Origin of the sequence: Mycolicibacterium tusciae, assembly GCF_002086795.1 — a bacterium.
In the GTDB taxonomy this organism is placed as follows: Bacteria; Actinomycetota; Actinomycetes; order Mycobacteriales; family Mycobacteriaceae; genus Mycobacterium; species Mycobacterium tusciae.
Genome location: NZ_MVIM01000010.1, coordinates 18,665 through 36,668, shown reverse-complemented (window position 1 = coordinate 36,668; position 18,004 = coordinate 18,665). Strand labels below are relative to the sequence as shown.

Annotated in this window: 20 protein-coding genes and 1 tRNA gene; 12 read left to right on the top strand and 9 right to left on the bottom strand. The window is 63.7% G+C overall.

The annotated features are described in order from the left end of the window. The 5 genes from BST47_RS18750 (at nucleotide 1) to BST47_RS18730 (ending at nucleotide 4,578) form a co-directional block, all read left to right on the top strand. Complete coding sequence (locus BST47_RS18750) at nucleotides 1-375, top strand: BlaI/MecI/CopY family transcriptional regulator (RefSeq protein WP_083127150.1); 375 nt, start codon at nucleotides 1-3, stop codon at nucleotides 373-375. After that, on the top strand, nucleotides 372-1,295 hold the full coding sequence (locus BST47_RS18745) for a M56 family metallopeptidase (RefSeq protein ID WP_083127149.1): 924 nt from the start codon (nucleotides 372-374) through the stop codon (nucleotides 1,293-1,295). Before BST47_RS18750 ends, BST47_RS18745 begins: the two co-directional genes overlap by 4 nt. 403 nt (nucleotides 1,296-1,698) lie before the next feature. Then, a complete protein-coding gene (lpqS, locus tag BST47_RS18740) occupies nucleotides 1,699-2,109 on the top strand; it encodes a putative copper homeostasis (lipo)protein LpqS (protein ID WP_083127148.1) in 411 nt (136 codons plus the stop codon). A 106-nt stretch (nucleotides 2,110-2,215) separates the two neighbouring features. Continuing rightward, the gene (locus BST47_RS18735; protein ID WP_083127147.1) at nucleotides 2,216-3,325 is read left to right on the top strand and encodes a PLP-dependent cysteine synthase family protein; all 1,110 of its coding nucleotides are present in this window, start codon (nucleotides 2,216-2,218) and stop codon (nucleotides 3,323-3,325) included. Beyond that, nucleotides 3,322-4,578, top strand: a complete 1,257-nt coding sequence (locus BST47_RS18730; RefSeq protein WP_083127146.1) for an MFS transporter — start codon at nucleotides 3,322-3,324, stop codon at nucleotides 4,576-4,578. Before BST47_RS18735 ends, BST47_RS18730 begins: the two co-directional genes overlap by 4 nt. 94 nt (nucleotides 4,579-4,672) lie before the next feature. Here the strand turns inward: BST47_RS18730 and BST47_RS18725 are convergent, their stop codons facing one another. From BST47_RS18725 to BST47_RS18710, 4 genes are all read right to left on the bottom strand, one after another. Next, nucleotides 4,673-5,302 (bottom strand): maleylpyruvate isomerase family mycothiol-dependent enzyme, encoded by a 630-nt coding sequence (locus BST47_RS18725; RefSeq protein ID WP_083127145.1) that lies wholly within the window; start codon nucleotides 5,300-5,302, stop codon nucleotides 4,673-4,675. Continuing rightward, on the bottom strand, nucleotides 5,299-5,790 hold the full coding sequence (locus BST47_RS18720) for an SRPBCC family protein (RefSeq protein WP_083127144.1): 492 nt from the start codon (nucleotides 5,788-5,790) through the stop codon (nucleotides 5,299-5,301). Before BST47_RS18720 ends, BST47_RS18725 begins: the two co-directional genes overlap by 4 nt. 1 nt (nucleotide 5,791) lies before the next feature. After that, the gene (locus BST47_RS18715) at nucleotides 5,792-6,109 is read right to left on the bottom strand and encodes an ArsR/SmtB family transcription factor (RefSeq protein WP_083127143.1); all 318 of its coding nucleotides are present in this window, start codon (nucleotides 6,107-6,109) and stop codon (nucleotides 5,792-5,794) included. Between the two features lie 71 nt (nucleotides 6,110-6,180). Next, the gene (locus tag BST47_RS18710; protein WP_133056230.1) at nucleotides 6,181-6,789 is read right to left on the bottom strand and encodes a TetR/AcrR family transcriptional regulator; all 609 of its coding nucleotides are present in this window, start codon (nucleotides 6,787-6,789) and stop codon (nucleotides 6,181-6,183) included. Between the two features lie 162 nt (nucleotides 6,790-6,951). On the opposite strand from BST47_RS18710, the gene BST47_RS18705 reads away from it, so the two are divergent. Continuing rightward, nucleotides 6,952-7,593 carry a class I SAM-dependent methyltransferase gene (locus BST47_RS18705; RefSeq protein WP_083127141.1) on the top strand — a complete coding sequence of 214 codons (642 nt, stop codon included), beginning with the start codon at nucleotides 6,952-6,954 and terminating at the stop codon, nucleotides 7,591-7,593. A 16-nt stretch (nucleotides 7,594-7,609) separates the two neighbouring features. Here BST47_RS18705 and BST47_RS18700 read toward each other — a convergent pair whose 3' ends face one another. Continuing rightward, nucleotides 7,610-8,092 (bottom strand): SRPBCC family protein, encoded by a 483-nt coding sequence (locus BST47_RS18700; RefSeq protein WP_083127140.1) that lies wholly within the window; start codon nucleotides 8,090-8,092, stop codon nucleotides 7,610-7,612. Between the two features lie 61 nt (nucleotides 8,093-8,153). On the opposite strand from BST47_RS18700, the gene BST47_RS18695 reads away from it, so the two are divergent. The 5 genes from BST47_RS18695 to BST47_RS18675 are packed head-to-tail and all read left to right on the top strand — an operon-like array spanning nucleotide 8,154 to nucleotide 12,752. After that, entirely contained in the window at nucleotides 8,154-8,834 is a 681-nt protein-coding gene (locus BST47_RS18695) for a metalloregulator ArsR/SmtB family transcription factor (RefSeq protein WP_133056229.1), read from the top strand. A 10-nt stretch (nucleotides 8,835-8,844) separates the two neighbouring features. After that, entirely contained in the window at nucleotides 8,845-9,615 is a 771-nt protein-coding gene (mddA, locus tag BST47_RS18690) for a methanethiol S-methyltransferase (RefSeq protein ID WP_083127139.1), read from the top strand. A gap of 18 nt (nucleotides 9,616-9,633) precedes the next feature. Then, nucleotides 9,634-10,128 carry a DUF4395 family protein gene (locus tag BST47_RS18685; protein ID WP_083127138.1) on the top strand — a complete coding sequence of 165 codons (495 nt, stop codon included), beginning with the start codon at nucleotides 9,634-9,636 and terminating at the stop codon, nucleotides 10,126-10,128. 3 nt (nucleotides 10,129-10,131) lie between these two features. Next, nucleotides 10,132-11,493: an MBL fold metallo-hydrolase gene (locus BST47_RS18680; protein WP_083127137.1), complete on the top strand. Its 1,362-nt coding sequence runs from the start codon at nucleotides 10,132-10,134 to the stop codon at nucleotides 11,491-11,493. After that, nucleotides 11,490-12,752, top strand: coding sequence for an MFS transporter (locus BST47_RS18675; RefSeq protein ID WP_083127136.1), 1,263 nt, complete (start codon nucleotides 11,490-11,492; stop codon nucleotides 12,750-12,752). Before BST47_RS18680 ends, BST47_RS18675 begins: the two co-directional genes overlap by 4 nt. 244 nt (nucleotides 12,753-12,996) lie before the next feature. On the opposite strand, the gene BST47_RS18670 is transcribed toward BST47_RS18675, so the two are convergent. Both BST47_RS18670 and BST47_RS18665 read right to left on the bottom strand, forming a co-directional pair. After that, nucleotides 12,997-14,391 (bottom strand): serine/threonine-protein kinase, encoded by a 1,395-nt coding sequence (locus BST47_RS18670; protein WP_083127135.1) that lies wholly within the window; start codon nucleotides 14,389-14,391, stop codon nucleotides 12,997-12,999. Between the two features lie 180 nt (nucleotides 14,392-14,571). After that, a tRNA-Pro gene (locus BST47_RS18665) sits at nucleotides 14,572-14,645 on the bottom strand. A gap of 90 nt (nucleotides 14,646-14,735) precedes the next feature. On the opposite strand from BST47_RS18665, the gene BST47_RS18660 reads away from it, so the two are divergent. Then, nucleotides 14,736-16,223, top strand: a complete 1,488-nt coding sequence (locus BST47_RS18660) for a cryptochrome/photolyase family protein (protein WP_207568639.1) — start codon at nucleotides 14,736-14,738, stop codon at nucleotides 16,221-16,223. Here BST47_RS18660 and BST47_RS18655 read toward each other — a convergent pair. Together BST47_RS18655 and BST47_RS18650 are read right to left on the bottom strand one after the other, a co-directional pair. Next, a complete protein-coding gene (locus tag BST47_RS18655; RefSeq protein WP_083127275.1) occupies nucleotides 16,220-16,987 on the bottom strand; it encodes a sulfite exporter TauE/SafE family protein in 768 nt (255 codons plus the stop codon). The two genes, BST47_RS18660 and BST47_RS18655, sit on opposite strands and share 4 nt — an antisense overlap. Before the next feature lie 50 nt (nucleotides 16,988-17,037). Then, on the bottom strand, nucleotides 17,038-17,973 hold the full coding sequence (locus BST47_RS18650; protein ID WP_083127133.1) for a sulfite exporter TauE/SafE family protein: 936 nt from the start codon (nucleotides 17,971-17,973) through the stop codon (nucleotides 17,038-17,040). Nucleotides 17,974-18,004: the final 31 nt, after the last annotated feature.

Below are 18,004 nucleotides of genomic sequence, written 5' to 3'. Positions count from 1 at the left end.
ATGCAGCAGCGAGCTTTCGGTGACCTGGAGGCCGTTATCATGGACCTCGTTTGGGACTACGAAGATCCCGTGACGGTGCGTCAGATCTTTGACGAACTCTCCGCCGACCGCCAGATCGCCTACACCACCGTGATGTCGACGATGGACAACCTCTATCGCAAGGAGTGGCTGAGCCGTGAACGCAGCGGCAAGGCGTACTTGTATCGCCCTGTGATGAGTCGCGAAGAGCGTTCCGCTCGACTGATGCGCGCTGCATTCGAGACGGGCGGCGACACCAATGCCGTGTTGGCCTTCTTCGTCGAGCAAATGAGCGCTGAAGAATCCGCGCAATTGCGCTCAGCGTTGCGTCGTGGTGGTAACCGGCGGCGCCGATGACCACCGGCTTATGGCTACTGCTCTACGGCGCCGCGCTGGCCTGGCTTTCTCCGACACTTCTGCGACGGCTCACCAGGTCCGGCGTCAGCCCTCAGATGGGAGTGGCGGCGTGGTTGACGGCGATCGCAGCGACGCTCATCGCATGGGTCATCGCCGTGGTGCTCATCGGCGTGGCAGCTATCGACGGGGTGTTGGGCACGTCGGCGGTCACCTTGTGCCTCGAGTTGTTCGGTCTTTCCGAGCATGGGGGGCTCCCCGGCCTGAGTGGCTCGATCGCGTTGACGGTCGTCGGCATCAGTGCGTTGATCATTTTCCTTTTGAGAACGAGTCGGTCGGTCACGCAGCTGAGGTCGCGAAGCCGCGAGCACGCGAACGAAGTGCTGCTGGTGGGCCGGCGGACCACGCGCCCCGGCGTTGTCGTCGTCGACGCCCAGAGATCGGCCGCCTACTGCGTTTCGGGGCGCCCTCCCGCGATCGTGGTAACCAGTGCGGCTTGGTCGTCTTTGGCCAGCTCCGAGCTTTCCGCTGTCGTGGCGCATGAGCAGGCACATATCGCTGGTCGGCATCACCAGCTACTGATGGTGCTGCGTGCGATGGCGGCGGCCCTCCCACGACTGCCCTTGATGCAGCAGAGTGCTCTCACGGTTGCTGAATTGCTGGAGATGTGTGCCGACGATGCCGCTGCTCGGCGACACGGCACCGACCCGATTCTGGGCGGGTTACTTGCCATGGCTGAGCCGCATCACACAATCCCGGCCGAAGGACTGGCAGCGGCGAGCACCGCAGTGGCAGCGCGAGCGATGCGGCTTGCTCAGCCTGCGCGCGGGCGTGCCAAGTGGAGCCAGAGACTGGTACTCGCGCTGAGCATGGCGATGATGCTCAGCGCGCCTGCCCTCATCGAACTGCTGTGTCATCACTGAGCAGCGGCGGGAATGTTGGCCAGACATTTGCTGCACGCTTCGGAGCGTCCTCACCTGTGATTGCCCTCACAAGCCGACAGTCGCCAGGATCACCCGCCGCCGCACGTATGCGAGCCAGAAGGCGCAGCGGTGTCTGAAGCAACAGCATGGGTACTGGGTGTCGATTCAGTAAGCAATCGAATATCTACGGAGTAGAGCCGTAGATAACCAGCATGTATGCCAAAGCTGCCCGATAAGGGTTTCGTCAAACACATTACTAGTCAATGACACTCGGATACCCACTGAACCGGCCGTGATGGGCGGCAAATCACCAACACGCGCGCATTGCGGCGGGATCACAAGACGGCGTCGAACTGGCGGGTCCGCAAATCGGACTCAATCCGCTGCTACAGTCGGCTGCATTGTGAGGTACAACGACGCCCGAGAGAATGCGCGATGGCACGCCGTCGTCGCAGTCTCGGTCGCGTTCGTCGTGCTGATCTCGGCCACCGGATGGAAGCTCACCGAGCACGAGCATCCGGCACATCATGGCCCCCACGTCCTGACCTCCAGCATCCTCACCGACTCTGCCGCCGTGGTCGAGCACCCGCACGTGCAGGACGGTTCGGTCCCCATCGCACCTGACACCTTCGCCGAAGCCCCCCTGCCACGCACAGTGACGTTGCTGGTCGCAATCGGCCTCGTCGCCGTTATCGGCGCGGCATTCTCCTGGTGGGCGACGGGTGCACCTGCTGTTATCCGAGGCCCTCCAAGACGGGGTGGTTCCGTCGCCGGGCAGCAGCTGCTGCTTCGACTCTGCATCGCGCGCCGCTGATTCGGTAGCGCCAGATTCGCGTCGCTTGGCGCGGGTCGGTGAACGCTACCCATGTCAGCCGCCGCGGCGAAGAACGTCGTGGCATCACCGAAAGTGACCCACGTTCATGAGCCCTGCTCTGTCCGTTCACTCGCCACACCACTACGCCGTCCATCATCAACGCCTGCGTCGCTTCGACAAGCCCGGCACGATGATCGGAAATACACCTGTCTTGAGGATTGCGGCGCCGTTCACCGACGACAATCGCGGCTTTTGGGCCAAACTCGAAGGGTTCAACCCCGGCGGGATGAAGGACCGTCCGGCCATACACATGGTCGAACGAGGCCGCGCCCGCGGCGACCTACGGTCCGGCAGCCGCATCGTCGAATCAACAAGCGGCACATTGGGACTGGGGCTGGCCCTGGCCGGCACCGTGTATGGCCACCCAGTGACTCTGGTCACCGATCCCGGACTCGAGCAGATCATCTCGCGGATGCTGACCGCCTACGGCGCCGACGTCGACGTCGTCACCGAACCGCATCCTGAAGGTGGGTGGCAGCAGGCGCGACGCAATCGAGTGATGGAGATCCTCGAATCAGACCCCGACGCGTGGTATCCGGATCAATACAACAATCCCGACAACGTCGACGCCTACCGGGGTCTGGCAGAAGAGCTGTCAGCGCAACTGGGCATCATCGACATACTCGTCTGCTCTGTCGGCACCGGAGGCCATTCGGCCGGGGTCGCACGGGTGCTCCGCGAAACCAATCCCGAACTGCAGCTCATCGGCGTTGACACCATCGGCTCAACCATCTTCGGTCAGCCGGCACGCCCCCGATTGATGCGAGGGTTGGGGTCGAGTATCTACCCTCGCAATGTGGACTACGCCGCCTTCGATGAAGTTCACTGGGTCGCTCCCGAGGAGGCCGTATGGGCATGCCGCACGCTGGCCGCTACTCACTACGCCACAGGTGGCTGGAGCGTCGGCGCGGTCGCTCTGGTAGCCGGTTGGATCGCAAGGACCAATCCGTCCAGCACAACCATTGCGGCGGTCTTTCCCGATGGGCCGCAACGCTATTTCGACACCATCTACAACGATGACTACTGCAGCGCCCACGGATTGCTTGCCGGAAGTCCGCCACGAAGTCCAGAACTCATCACCGATCCACGCAATCACGTCGTCACGTCCTGGACACGAACGTCATCAATTACGGATCCGACGGTGGTGTCGCGATGAGCTTCACCGCGCAGTTTCGCAGCTTTGGCTGGCCCAGCCGGTTGTTGATGGTCAATCAGTTCGGCATCAACCTCGGTTTCTACATGCTGATGCCCTATCTCGCCGGCTACCTCGCCGGTCCGCTGGGGCTTGCCGCGTGGGCGATCGGACTGGTCCTTGGAGTGCGGAACTTTTCGCAGCAGGGCATGTTCATCTTCGGCGGCACGCTCGCCGACCGCCTCGGATACAAGCCGCTGATCGTTGCCGGCTGCGTACTGCGCACCGGCGGATTCGCCCTATTGGTGGTTGCCGATTCGCTACCTGCGGTACTGATCGCCTCCGCGGCAACAGGTTTCGCGGGCGCCCTGTTCAATCCGGCTGTTCGCGCCTACCTCGCCGCCGACTCAGGACCACGACGCGTCGAAGCGTTCGCGACATTCAACATCTTCTATCAAGCGGGAATACTAGCCGGACCGTTGGTTGGGCTTGCACTGTTGGCCCTCGACTTCCGCATCGTCGCGGCATCGGCGGCGGCCGTCTTCGCGCTTCTGACCGTGGCCCAACTGTTCGCATTACCGCAGCATCGAGCGACGCAGTCCGAGAAGACCACCGTTCTGCAGGATTGGCGGACCGTCCTTGCAAACCGGTCCTTCCTACTTTTCGCCATCGCGATGATCGGCTCCTACATTCTGTCCTTTCAGGTTTACCTGGCGCTGCCATTGCACGCCAGAATCCTCGTTCCCGCACATGAATCGCTGGTCGTGGCAATGGTCTTCGTCGTGTCGGGACTTGTGGCCGTTGCCGGACAGTTGCGCATCACCCGATGGTTCACCAGGCGCTGGGGGTCAGGGCACTCGCTGGTGATCGGCATGCTGATCCTTGCGGCCGCCTTCACCCCGATAATTGCATTCCCCAACGGAGCGCGGTTCGGCGAGCTTGCCGCCGTCAGCGCCCTGGTCGTTGCAGCAGCAGTACTTGCCGTCGGCTCCGCGGCAGTGTTTCCCTTCGAGATGGATGTCGTCGTCTCACTGGCCAAGAACCGATTGGTCGGAACGCATTACGGTTTCTACAACACGATCGTGGGCATCGGCATTTTGGCAGGCAATCTGGCGACGGGCGCGCTGATGCAGGCCGCCCGCGCCGCTGGCCGGGAAGAACTCATCTGGCTCGCGTTGACAGCGGTCGGGTTGGCAGCTGCCGCGGCGCTCTACCGGCTCGACCGCACGGGCCACCTGGACCCTGAATTATCCAGCACCCCAACGCATGCCGCTTGATCCAAGCGGCCCGGGCCGACGACTTTACCGCGAGCGGCTTGCGGCGGAGCGGCATTGCCGATCATTCCTCGCGCAGTGCTGTCCCTCGTAACGCTCAGAAGCGTCCGGCCAGAGTCGGCTGCCCAGCTCCGGTGAGTTCATCGACGGCCACGCGGCGGCCGGTCATCGCCATCAGCAGAGCCTCACCGGGACCAACCACTTCTGGTCCGCTGCCGTGCGTCCAATCGGCATCGGTCGCCCGGAGTCGCAGCCCTCGTATGCGTTTTCCTGCGCCGAGCCGTGGATTGCTCGGCACGAGCGGGAGAATCCGCTCCAATCGGTCTACGGGCACGACGCGCGGGCGACCGAGTGCACGCCGGATGTCCTGGTGGTGAATCGTGCCGTCAACGAGTGCGATCATTCCACCGAATCCAGCAGTCAGCCCGCGTGGTTGCAGATGGTTATTGAGAAACCCCAGCAGGTCCTCAGGTGTCATCGGTGAAAACTCCTCGACACCAACCTCGTTGGCGCGCACGATCCGACCTTTCAGAAAACGCTTGATCAGTCCGACGAAGCCGAGGTCCTCGTAACTCACCATGTGGGCGACGACATCCTTGACACTCCATTTATCGCACAGGCTGGGCGCCATCCACTCCACGGGCGTTAACGTTGCGAGAAAAGCTGCGAGGTCTGCCCGTTCCTGTCGGGCCATCTCCATCAATGACTTCTCGTCTACAGCACTCATGACGACGTCACCTCGGTTCCCACCTGCTCGGCGTAGCGGGCCAGGTAGAGCGGCCACCCTGCTTCGCCGTCGACTCCCTCCGCGACGGAGCGCCACCCGGTGCCGTGGCGTTCGAGGTGGCGGTGCTCCAGTGCGACGCGGGTACGCTCCTCCGACTCGGCTATGAACTGCACTACGACCTCACTGGTCTTGGTTAGATCGCTCTCGATCTGCCAGGCCGGGCTGATGTCCCACGTGAAGATGACACGAGATGGCGGCTCATATGCGAGGACTCGTGCCCATTGGCACCGGCTGCCGTCGACGCCGATGTCATAAATGTGCCCGCCCACGCGGGGTTCGAATACGGTTTCGGCAATAGGGACCGAGAGTAGGTTGTGCTCACGGGGCTTGATGGCGTCAAACTTGTTGATAAACAACGCGAATGCGCGCTCGATCGGGGCGTTGACGACGACTTCATGCCGTATCGGTTCGACGTGCGATGAGCTCATTCTATTTTCCTTCTCCTTGATCGGCGATTTGCTTGAAGTTGCCAAGGGCCTTCGCCCAGAATTGGTCGAGGTCCGCCCGCAAGGCCTCGATGCCGCCCATATCGAGTTGGTAAACGCGACGAGTTCCTGCAGCCCGGTCCCGTACCAGTCCAGCCGACTTGAGCACCTTCAGATGTTGTGACACAGCGGGTCGGCTCACCGGCAGCTGGCGGGCCAACTCACCAACCGCCAATGGGCCATCGGCCAGGCACTCGACGATCGCCCGTCGCGTGCCGTCAGCTAGAGCCACCCACGCATCGACAGCTTGGTAAGTGACCACGAACGGTAAGTCTACGCTTACCGTTATCGCCGTCGCAATGTCTCGGTATCAGGGCACCGGCCGGCCGGTACTCAGCTGAGGCCGTATCGGTGGGCGACCGCGAGCGCGGCTTCAACCCAAGCGGCGATGAAGCGCTCATCATCGACTCCGGCGGGAACTTGGCCGAAGACCCGGTTGAGGTCCCGATATGCGCCCATCGACTCGATGAGTATCAGCGCCAGCGCATCCACGTCGGGTGGATCAACTCCGGCCTCCCGAAACCGATCTCCCAACCACGCCACGATCACCGCGTATGGTCGAGCGACGAGTCGGTCATAGAGCTTGGTGCGCAGGCGTTTCGGAAGCATGTCGCCCTCACGCCGAACAAACAACGTCAATGCTGACCGACGTTCCAGCGAGGCGAGATTCCACCGAGCGAGCATGGTGAACTCCGCGCGCAGGTTTCCCAGCGGGAACATCGCGATGGCGTGTGCGAGTTCGTCCATCTCGGCTAGCTGGCGGTCCACCGCGGCCTCGAGAAGCTGCTGCTTGCCCTTGAAATGCTGGTAAAGGGCGCCGGAACGAGGAGCCAGGCCGGCGGCGCTCTCGATAGCGCCGACCGTCGTCGCCTTGTAGCCGTTGTCGGCGAACAGCTTCAACGCGGCATCCATCAGGCGATCAGGCGTCGATGTGGTCACCACGGACCAATCATACGTTATCTATCATCATAACGTGCGTTGTGATAGCTTTCGAGTGACCAGGAGGTTCCCCATGTACAAACTGAAGGCCCTGATATTGCAGCTCGCAGCGAGGCTGCCGTGGCAGCGCTCGTGTCCGCTGCCCGAACCTCCGCCGCCGCAGCAATGAGCCGCCAGGCAACTGTTAGTCATCCGCTATGTGCGCGCCTGTATGCGAAGCAGGCGGAAGCCGCGGAGTCGAAGGGGCTGGCAGATCAACGACGGCGAATGCTGGTGGGACTCGCCGGCAAGGTTGTCGAGATCGGCGCGGGCAACGGGCTGAACTTCGGCCACTACCCCAGCACGGTGACGGCAGTCAGCGCCTTCGAGCCGGAACCCTTTCTGCGCACACTGGCGGATCAGGCGGCCGAGAATGCCCCGGTTGCGGTATCGGTGGGTGATGCGGTCGCCGAAGACCTGCCGCTTGGCGATGCCAGTGTGGATGCTGCCGTCACATCGTTGGTGCTCTGCTCGGTCAACGACTTGGCCATGGCCGTCGCGGAACTTCACCGTGTTGTCCGCCCCGGCGGCGAACTTCGCTTCAATGAGCATGTCGCGTCGCAGCATTCGCTTCGCAGAGCCCTGCAACGGACCGCTGATGCGACGGTATGGCCGACGATCTCTGGCGGCTGCCATCTAGGTCGCGAGACCGGGGCCGCGCTCGAAGACGGCGGCTTTCATGTCGAGCGAGTCGAACGTTTCGACTTCAGCGTGTCGGCCCTCGATCCCAAGAAGACCCACCTACTCGGAACCGCCCGACGCGTCTGAAGAATCAGCGAGAAAGCTAGGCGGGGCCGATTTCGGGGATCGTCTCGGCGGCGTGCTTGATTCGTCGAAGCGTTTCCTCGATGCCTCGATTCACCTGGCGGCCACGTGGGACGAACATCTCAGCCGCCCTGTTCGACAACGAGCACCATAAGAATTGGAAGGATTCGGTAAGCAACGTCCCGGATGGCGAAGGCTCCAGCGAGTACTCCCATCGCGTTTCGTGGCGGCCGTTGCGGTCATTGACTGTGGTGAACGCGAACTTTCGGCCACGAGCGGCGATGTCGATCACCGCGGTTCGTTCCCACCGGTAACGGCCGTGGCGGTTGAATCCACGAAACCGCGTTCCTGGAGCGGCTGCGGTGACGCCGTCCAACCACTCGCACCGGTAACACTCTGAACTCCACTCGCCCATGCGGGTCACATCGGCGATGAGGTCATATACGACTTCTGGCGGAGCAGCAATATCGATGCTTGCCTGGCCGTGCTGAGCTGTCGGCATTCCGCTAGCTTGCCACGCATTGGGCCTTGCATCCAGCTTATTCAAGGATTACCTTGAATAAGTGACTAAGGCAATCGTCGCCAAACGCGACTTCAAGGACCGCCTTTACGGTGAGTTCGCTCGCATCGGGAAGGCGATGGCAAACCCGCATCGATTGGAAATCCTGGAAGTGCTCGCCCAGAGCGAGCGAACGGTTGAATCACTCGCCGCTGAGGTCGGCCTGTCGGTCGCCAACACCTCGCGTCACCTACAGCAGCTGCGGCAGGCTCAGCTTCTAGTTGCTCGCCGCGACGGGTTGTACGTGCATTATCGACTGGCTGGACCGGAGGTCGTGAGTCTGGTCCTCGCGCTGCGGCACACCGCCGAACAACACCTCGCCGAGGTGGACCGGGTCGTACGTGACTTCCTCGGTGATCGCGACGGCTTCGAACCCGTGACGCCTGAAGAACTAGAGCGTCGCATGGAGGACGACAACATCGTGTTGTTGGATGTGCGTCCCACGCAGGAGTACTCGGCGGGGCACATCGCCGGCGCACGATCCATCCCGGTCGCCGATATCTCCTCGCGGCTCGGCGAACTCCCCCTCGACAAGGAGTACATCGCGTACTGCCGAGGGCCCTACTGCGTGTACGCCGACGAGGCAGTGGCCCTGCTTCAGGCCAATGGACGTACTGCACAACGACTTTCCGAGGGGTACCCGGAATGGTGGCTGGCGGGCCGACCGGTCCGCACCGCGTCATAGGAGGACAAACATGACCCGCTTGCTCACAATCGGCTATGGAGCCGTGTGCTATGTCGTGTTCCTGGCGGCGTTTCTCTATGCGATTGGCTTTGTGGGAAATCTGATCGTGCCCCGCAGCATCGACAACGGCGTCGAGGCCGGAATCGCGGAAGCGATCGTCGTCAATGTTCTGCTGCTCGGCGTCTTCGCCGTCCAGCACAGTGTGATGGCGCGGCCCGCCTTCAAACGGTGGTGGACGCGATTCGTACCCAACACCATTGAGCGCAGCACCTACGTACTCCTGTCGAGCCTGGCGCTCTTCCTCCTCTACTGGCAGTGGCGCACGATGCCGACGGTTGTCTGGGATGTGACATGGCAGCCCGGACGGATCGCTCTCTGGATGCTGTTCGGGTTGGGTTGGGCCACCGTCTTGTTCGGCACATTCATGATCAACCACTTCGACCTCTTCGGATTACGGCAGGTCTATCTCGCCGCGCGCGCAAAGCCGTATACCGACCTCGAATTTCGCACGACGATGCTCTACCGCGTGGTGCGCCATCCGCTGATGTTGGGCTTCATCATCGCGTTCTGGGCAACACCGACGATGACAGCGGGACACCTACTGTTCGCCGCGGTGACAACGGGTTACATCCTGATCGCATTGCAGCTCGAAGAGTGCGACCTGAACACGGCGCTGGGCGATCAATACCGCCAGTACCGCAACCGCGTTCCAATGCTCATCCCAGGCCTTCACCGGCGTGGCGATCGCACGGCACCCACCGCTACTCCTCGACCGGCATAGCGAGACAGGACCATCACAATGACCGTTGATCCCACAGTTCGTCGGCGCCTTGAGGCTCAAGGCTTTTGCGGCCTCGACGATGAGGCGCTCGAGGAACTCGCCCCGTGGATGCGCTGGACATACACCATCGGCATGCTGGTCACACTTGTCGGCGTGGCCATGGCGTCACCCGCCGTGTTGTGGACACTCGCTGCGATCACGTCCGTCGGGATTGTCCTCCCGTTCCATCCGTTCGATCTTTTGTACAACTACGGATTTCGATACGTGACGGGCACCCGACCGATGCCACACTCCGGGCCGCAGCGCCACTTCGTCTTCATCGTCGCGACGGTGTGGCTGGCTGCCACGGGCTGGGCGTTCCACGTCGGGGCAGACATCGCGGGTTTCGCCCTCGGCGTGCCGCTGATTCTGGTGGCCGCCTTGGCCAGCACCACGAATTTCTGCATCCCGTCGTTCATCTACAACAGTGTCGCCGGCCGACGGATCAAGCCAGCGATCACCGAAGGGGTCTAAGGGGTGTCCGGAATCGACCTGGTTGCACTGGTCGACGAGGGGTTGGGCAACTCGGCCTATCTCGTCGACCTCGGAGACGGACGCGCGTTGGTGGTGGATGTCAGCCGCGACCTGCGCAGTGTGTACGAGGCCGCCGCCAAGCGTGGGTTGACGATCGCGTTCGCCGCCGACACCCATCTGCATGCCGATTTTCTCTCCGGTGCACATCAACTCGGTGCAACTGGCGACGCGAAGGTGCTCGCATCGGCGGCCGGTCTCCGCGAGTTCACCCACGCGGGCCTGCGCGACGGCGACGAGGTCGACCTCGGCGGGTTGCGGCTACGGGCACTGTTCACACCCGGCCACACCCACGAGCACCTCGCCTTTCTGCTTCTCGACGGCGAGCGCGAGGTGGGCGTGTTCACCGGCGGCTCGCTGATCGTAGGCTCTGCCGCGCGCACCGACCTTGTCTCCGATGAACGCACCGAGGAACTCGCCCGCGCGCAGTACGCCTCGCTGCGCCGGTTGGCGACCCTGCCCGGCGAGGTCCAGGTGTGGCCGACCCACGGTGCCGGTTCGTTCTGCTCGGCGCCACCGGGCGCGGAGCGCATCAGCACCATCGCCCACGAACTCGACACCAACTCGTTGCTGCGAGCGCCAGACGAAAGCACGTTCGTCTCAGCGCTGCTCAGCTCGCTGGGCAGCTACCCGCCCTACTTCCGCCGACTCGGCGAGATCAACCGGATCGGCCCCGCGCTACTCGACAGCGATCCCGTGGTACCGCCGTTGAGCGCCGCTGCAGTGCAGGTGCATTTGGACGACGACGCGGTGATCGTCGATGCCCGGCCCCTGGAGCATTTCGCCGCCACGCATGTGCCCGGTGCGATTTCCAACCCGTTGAGGCCAGTGTTCGCCAGCTGGTTGGGCTGGCTCGCACCAGCAGACCGGCCTCTCATCATCGTTCGTGACCATGACCAGGAAATCGCGGAAATAGCCTGGCAGGCCGCAAAAATCGGATACGACAACATCGTCGGCGAGCTCGACGGCGGAATGGATGCCTGGACCGCGGCGGGCCACGCTACCGCCAGCATCGCCCTGACCGGAGCCGAAGGCCTCGGCGGACTCCGCGTGCTTGACATCCGACAGCGTTCGGAGTTCCTCGCCGGCCATGTGCCCGGCGCTATGCACGTCGAGCTAGGTGATATTTCCCAGCGCGCCGGCGACATTCCGAATGAGCCGACGGTGGTGATGTGCGGCCACGGCGAGCGTGCGATGGGCGCGGCCAGCTTGCTACGTCGAGCGGGGCACCGCGGCCTCGCCGTACTTGACGGCGGCCCACAGGAGTGGGCCCGAGCTACCGGTAGGAGGCTTGACACCGGCGCATGAGCACCACAGATCACCAACCGCGACTCGGGTTGCGCGCCAACCTTGCACAGTTCAGTCTTCTGGTCGCCGTCAACGCACTCGTCGGCGGCATGGTCGGTCAGGAACAAACCGTTCTCCCGCTATTGGCCGAGCAGGACTTCCACCTGACTGGTTATACGTTCCTGCTGACATATGTATTCGCATTCGGCATCACCAAGGCAGCGACCAATTACTTCGCCGGGACCTGGTCCGATCGCTTTGGTCGTAAGCCAGTGCTGCTGACAGGCTGGCTGTTTGCTATACCCGTTCCGCTGCTGCTGATTTGGGCCCCGTCATGGGGCTGGGTTGTCGCCGCCAATGTCCTGCTGGGCATCAATCAGGGCCTCACCTGGTCAACCACCGTCATTATGAAGATCGACCTCGTCGGCCCCCGGCAACGCGGCTTGGCGATGGGCTTCAACGAAGCCGCCGGCTACGGGGCCGTCGCGCTCACCGCAGTCCTGGCCGGCTACCTCGCTGCGCACTATGGTTTGCGGCCTGCGCCGTTCCTGCTCGGGCTGACCTATGCACTGATCGCCCTTGGCCTCACAGCGGTATTTGTCCGGGAGACGCGAGGATTCGCCGAACTGGAAGCCAGCCACCATGGCACCAATCATCCCGATGCCGGCCTAACGAACCGGGAGGTGTTCCTGCGCACGAGCTTTACCGAACCAGCGCTATCCTCGGCCAGCCAGGCCGGCCTGGTCAACAACCTCAACTTTGGCCTGTCGTGGGGACTGTTTCCAATCCTGTTCGCCACTGCCGGGATGCCTATCGACCGCATCGGCCTTCTGGTGGCGGTCTACCCCGCGGTGTGGGGCGTCGCTCAACTGGCCACCGGCGCCCTGTCGGACCGCTGGGGCCGTAAGCATTTCATCACCGCAGGAATGCTCACCCAGGCTGTCGGCCTGGCACTGATCGCAACTGGCGACGACTTCACATGGTGGCTTGCCGCGACGGCGTTGCTCGGTGCGGGCACCGCGATGGTCTACCCCACGCTGCTGGCCAGCGTCGGTGATGTCGCTCATCCGCTGTGGCGGGCACGCGCGGTCGGCGTGTACCGACTGTGGCGCGATAGCGGATACGCTGCTGGCGCCGTCGTCGGCGGCGTCACCGCCGATCTATGGGGATTGCGCGCGGCAATCTGGGCAGCTGCGGCCATCACCGTTATCTCCGGCCTCGTTGTCGCGGTGCGGATGTATGAAACGCATCCTCCCCGCTCGGGATACCGGCGCGCGTGAGATCGCGCTGCTGCCCCGGCCTTCCGTCTCACGACTTCGGCTGTCTTGCAACGGCTCTCAAAGCAGTTGACTAGAGACGGATATAGCGCACCTTATGCAGCCGCGGCTGATAAGCGACTCAGGCACTGCGCCGAACGTCTCGCGGACCGTCGGCGGCGATGGACCATCGCAAACGTCCAACTCGTGGCCAAGTGCAGCAGGTGGAGAGTGAGCCCGACCGGCTGGAAATACTTTGAAAGCCCGACTATCTCCGCTTACCGTTCCCAGAATTTCCGTTCGCGTTCCCGTTGCTTCCGTTGCCGGTATTTCTATCGCCAGCCGCCCGGGGGCCGTTGATGTTGCCGTTTTCGTCGCCGCGGCTGATATTGCCGTAACCATCCCTGCTGCCGCCGCTGCGCGAGCCACCACCGCTGGAGCTGCTACCGGTGCGACGTAATTCTGTTGGCGTCGCTTGCTCGGCCGTCCGTGTTGGCGAGGGCTGTTCCGCTTCCACAAGCACCACAACGGGCACAGGAGAGGGAGGAACAGTCGGCGCCGTCGGCCGAAGAACTTCTGTCACCACAATCGTGGAAGGCACAGGGGTACTGACGCTGAAGTTTCCAGGCGCCGTCGTGGGTGTCGTCGACGGCGGATTCGACGAAAAGGCAAGCACCGCCAGTGCCATCGCTCCTAAAAGGACTCCGGACCCGCCAACTTTGAGCGCCCGCCCCGGAGAGCGTTTGACCGAGGCGGCCGACACCGCGTTCACCACCGGTGAGCTCTTGCGTCGAACCCTCCATGCCCTCGGCAATCTCCCATGAACAATTGTCGGAACGGTACTGACAGGCGCAATCTTTTCTCCGATCAGCGCCCTCCGCATAGCATCGGCGCTACCGAATCGCCGGAGCGGATCTGTTGCCATCGCACGCTCGATCACGTCGGCAAGCACCGGATCGACGTCTGGGCGCAACTCCTTCAATGGCGGCGGACGGCCCTCGACGATCGCATGGGCCAGCGGCATTATGTCCTCTTGCGAGAACGGCTTTTGACCCGTCAGCGCCTCATACCCAACGACACCGACGGCGTAGAGATCGTCATCAACGGATGCAGGCTTGCCGCTAACCCTGTCTGGACTCATGTACGCCAGCGTGCCGACAACATGACCAGTCGTCGTATGGACAGACGCAGCGGTTTTCACAATGCCGAAATCGGCAACTTTGACGGTCCCCGACGGCGCGATCAACAAATTACCGGGCTTGATATCACGGTGCAGCATTCCCGCATCGTGCGCGACGGCAAGAGCCGCGAGCACGTCGCGCAGCGCCGCACGAACCTGCGCCTCAGAGAGGGGTCCGAGCGCTATCTGGTCGCCGAGGGTGTCGCCCGGCAGTCGCTCCATGACGATAAACGGAGTCTCGTTGTCGTTGCCAATGTCATACACCCGGACAATGTTTGATTGGTTGAGAGCGGCCGCCGCGCGCGCCTCGATTTCGAACCGTTGCCGGACGTCGGCTTGCGAGCTCAGACCCCGGCGAAGGAGCTTGATAGCCACGGGGCGGCTCAAGCGAGTATCCCAGCCGTCACACACTTCGGCCGTAGCACCGAAACCCAGCACGTCGCGAAGTTCGTAGCGTCCGCCAAGTAGCCCGACGCCGTTCATGACCGTTAGGTATCCGTAATGCCCGCAGTACAAACCCTCATCAAACAATTAATTGACGGTGCCGCCGTTTACTGGCCTCCGGGATCCAGGACCGGCATGTGATGGCGCTTCGGCTTCCAGCTTCATGTCCCCCGACAAAAGAAATCCCGCTCGGCTGTGCCGGCGGGTCTTTCGCTTTTGTCGGGCTGACAGGATTTGAACCTGCGACCACTTGACCCCCAGTCAAGTGCGCTACCAAGCTGCGCCACAGCCCGTGGTGCTGCCAGGATCGCCGGCAGCAGATCGAAAGCCTACCGCAGCGCACCGTCACAATTGCAATCGCTCGGGCCGGGTATTCGCCACCTGTGACCGCGCACGATGACACGCCGCTCTGGCTCTTCGCCGACCAGTTGGGACCCGCGGTCTACGGCGGAGAGCACGCCCACCGCGAGATTCTGCTCGTCGAGGCCTCCTCCGCGCTGCGCCGTCGCCGCTACCACCGGCAGAAGCTGCACCTCGTCCTGTCGGCACTCCGCCACGCCGAGCGCGACCTCGGAGACCGCGCCACTCTGCTCAAAGCCGATACCTACACCGACGCGCTCGAGCGCTTCGGCCGCCCCGTCCTCGTCCACGAGCCGACCTCGCACGCCGCCGAGCGGTTCGTCCACCGCCTCAAGAAGCACGGTCTCGTGGCCGACATCCTGCCCACCCCGACTTTCGCACTCCCCCGCGCCGACTTCGCCGGGTGGGCCGGCAACCGCACGAGATTCCGGATGGAGGACTTCTACCGCGACCAGCGCCGCCGCTTCGACGTGCTCATGAACGGCGCCGATCCCGTCGGCGGGCGCTGGAACTACGACGAGGACAACCGCGAATCTCCACCCAAAAAGCAAGCGACACTGGGCACTCCGAAGCCATACCGCCCTCACGAGGACGACATCGACGACCAGGTGCGCCGCGATCTCGACCGCATGGACATCGACACCGTCGGCGACGACGGCCCACGCCTCTTTGCCGTCACGCCGTCGGAGGCCAAGCGCGCGCTGACCCGCTTCATCGACCACCGCCTCGAACTCTTCGGTCGCTACGAGGACGCCATGATGGGCCAGGACTGGGCGATGTCGCACTCACTGCTGTCCGTCCCCTTGAATCTGGGCGTCCTGCATCCTCTCGACGCAGTCCACGCCGCCGAGCAGGCTTACCGTCGACAGCAGGCTCCGCTGGCCGCCGTCGAAGGCTTCATCCGCCAGATCCTCGGCTGGCGCGAATACATGTGGCACCTCTATTGGCACTTCGGCCCGGCCTACCTCCGCAACAACAAACTTGACGCGCGGGCCAAGCTGCCGGACTGGTGGATCGACCTGGACGCCGACGCCGTGACCGCCGAATGCCTGCGCCATGCCCTGATGGGTGTCCGCGACCGCGGATGGACACACCACATTCAACGGCTCATGGTCCTGGGCAATCACGCGCTCCAGCGCGGCTACCACCCGCGCGAGCTGACCGAGTGGTTCGCCACCGCCTACGTCGACGGCTTCCGGTGGGTCATGCCGACCAACGTCCTCGGCATGAGCCAGCACGCCGACGGCGGCAAGCTCGCCACCAAGCCCTACGCGTCCGGCGGCGCCTACATCAACAAGATGAGCGACCACTGCGCAGACTGCGCATACGACCCGAAGAAACGGCTCGGCGACGACGCATGCCCGTTCACCGCGGGCTACTGGGCATTCGTGCACCGCCATCGAGACCTGCTCGCGAAGAACAACCGCACGCAGCGCGCGGTGTCATCGATGGAGCGACTCAAAGATCTCGACGCGGTACTCGAACAGGAGAAGGCGCGGACGCACTTCTAGATCGTCAGCAGCCGCCACAGCCCGATCAGGCCCACAACGACGATGAACGCGCGCAGCGCAGTGGGCGACAGCCGTCGTCCGTAGTGCGCGCCGAGGAACCCGCCGATCGTCGACCCGAGCGCGATCAGCCCGGCGGCCAGCCAGCTGATCCGGTCGAACGCGACGACCGTGTAGGCCACTGCCGCAACGATATTCACGACCAGCGAGAGCAGATTTTTGGCCGCGTTCATCCGCTGCATGTCCTCGGGAAGCAACGCGCCCATCGCGGCGATCAGCAGGATTCCCTGTGCGGCGGTGAAGTACCCGCCGTAGATGCCCACCGCGAAGGTCGCGATGACGAGCATCACCATCTTCCGCGGCGACACGTGCTCCGCCGACTCGCCGGCCGCCTCCGACCGCCGACGCGCCCAGTCCTGGATGCGCGGCCCGATCACGACCAGCACCAGCGCGAGGATCAGCAGCACCGGCACGATCTGCTGGAACACCTTCTCGGGCAGATGCAGCAGCAGCCACGCACCCAGCCCCGCACCGAAGAACGACGCCGGCAGTTGCCACCGCAGCCGATGCCACTGCCCGCGCAGTTCGCGGCGGTAGCCCCACGTTCCCGACGCACTGCCGGCCACCAGGCCGACGGCGTTCGACATGGTCGATGTGACCGGTGGATAACCCAGCGCAACCAGCGTGGGGAAGGTGATGAGGGTGCCCGACCCGACAACTGCGTTGATCGCACCTGCCCCGACGCCGGCGAGGGCGATCAGGATCATGTCGAGAACGGGCACTGGAGCGAGCCTAGTGCCCGCGAATCACTACCTGATCAGCGCGCCTCGTCGACCGGATCCACCCGCTCGGCGTCGGCGACCTCGGCCTCGAGTTCCTCCGGGACGAAGGCGGGCGCCTTCGACAGCCTCCACGCCAGGTAGACGAACGACGCCCAGGCCGTCACGATGCCGGTGTAGATCAGCGTCGACCACGGCGACGCGATGCCGAAGTACTTCACCAGCTTCTGCGAGTTGGTCAGCACGATCACACCGCCGACGGCCGTGCCCAGCAGCGCCGGGCTGACCCGGCTGACCAACCACGCCGCGAACGGTGCGGCGATCACGCCGCCCAGCGCCAGGCCGAGCACGATCGGCAGGTTGTGCAGGAACTCCTCGCGCAGCCCGACCAGGAATCCCAGTGACGCCGACACCGCGACCAAGAACTCCGAGGCGCTCACCGAGCCGATCACGGTCCGCGGCGCCGTCTTACCGCTGGAGAGCAGCGTGCTGGTGGTCACCGGGCCCCAACCGCCACCACCTGACGCGTCGATGAAGCCGCCGAAGATCCCCAGTGGTGTGAGGAACTTCGCGCTGAGCTTGCTCCCTCCGCCGGTGACCGCAGGCGGGGTGCGCAGCGAAAAGCGCACCAGCACATAGACACCGATGGCCAACAGGATCGTCGCCATCAACGGCGCCGCGTCCTCCGTCGACAGCGACGACAGCAAGGTCGCACCGACGAACGCGCCGACCGCGCCGGGGACACCCAGCTTCGCCACGATCGACCAGTCGATGTTCTTGAATTTCCAGTGCGACAGGCCCGACGCGAACGTCGTGCCCACCTCGGCGAGATGGACCGCCGCGCTGGCTTGGGCCGACGCGACACCGCTGAGCACCAGAAGCGTCGAGGCCGTGACGCCGAAGGCCATACCGAGCGCGCCATCGACCAGTTGCGCGCCGACGCCGACCAGGGTGAAGATCAGAAGAGAACGCATGAACTGGGCTGCTTTCGAGTCAGTCGCCTAA